The 1034-nt window shown below is 54.2% G+C and carries 2 protein-coding genes; both read right to left on the bottom strand.

Features of this window, described 5'->3' with window-relative positions; translation table 11 throughout:
• Window positions 1-716 (bottom strand): thiazole synthase (locus ACTHS3_RS14470; protein WP_440368305.1); only part of this gene is annotated, 716 nt, incomplete at its 3' end.
• Between the two features lie 54 nt (window positions 717-770).
• Window positions 771-1034: YciI family protein (locus ACTHS3_RS14465; RefSeq protein ID WP_440368304.1), on the bottom strand; the 264-nt coding region annotated here is incomplete at its 5' end.

Here is a 1034-nt window from a genome sequence, read left to right as displayed (position 1 = left end):
ACAGGTTCCGCCTCATAAGCCAGACGGCCCGACTCGACCGCAAGCGCAAAAGCGCGTGCCATATTGACCGGATCGCCGCTGCGGGAAACGGCGGTATTCAGCAACACGCCGTCAAAGCCCCATTCCATCACTTGCGCCGCCTGCGAAGGCAAACCCAAGCCTGCGTCGATAATCAGCGGCGTGTCGGGCAGGCGTTCGCGCAGAACTTTCAGCGCATAAGCATGAACTGCGCCCAAACCTGTGCCAATCGGCGCCGCCCACGGCATCAACGCCTGACAGCCTGCGTCGAGCAGTCGGCGACAGGCAATCAAATCCTCGGTGCAATAAGGCAGCACTTTGAAGCCGTCTTTAATCAGGATCTCCGCCGCTTCAACCAGTTGGAACACATCCGGCTGCAACGTGTCATCGTCTCCGATAAGTTCGAGTTTGATCCAGTCGGTTTCAAACACTTCGCGCGCCATTTGCGCAGTAGTCACGGCTTCCTGCACGCTTTGACAGCCTGCAGTATTGGGCAACACAGGTACGCCAATTTCTTCCAACAACGACCAAAAGCCCTGCCCGTGCGCTTCGCCGCCGCTGCCGGCGCGGCGTAACGAAACGGTAATCATCGCCGGTTGCGCGATTTGGACAGACTGCTTGAGGATTTCCGGCGTCGGATAAGCAGCCGTACCGAGCAGCAGCCGTGAAGGGAAAGTTTCTCCGTATAGGGTAAACATGATGGATTCCTTTGTAATATTATTTTTGGGGCAATAGCCTTCTGAAAAATCGGTTCAGATAGTTTCCAAATAGTTTTCAAGTCCTTCGGCAACCTTAGTCGGAATAAACTCGGTAATTGTGTATTTCGCTACACCTTCTCGGTGAAACGGGTCTTCTGCAATTAACTTTTCCACCTGCTCCCTGCCTGATGCTTTCATCAGGATAACGCCGCCCGTCCGCGGCTGTTTGCGGCCAGACATAACAAATACACCTGCTTGATAATACCGTTCAAGATACGCAATATGCTCGGACAGGTAGGTTTCAACCGCAGCCAAGTC

This window comes from Neisseria sp. P0009.S007 (assembly GCF_051962515.1).
Note: the sequence above shows the minus strand (reverse complement) of the source record. Positions and strands in the feature narration are given on the sequence as shown.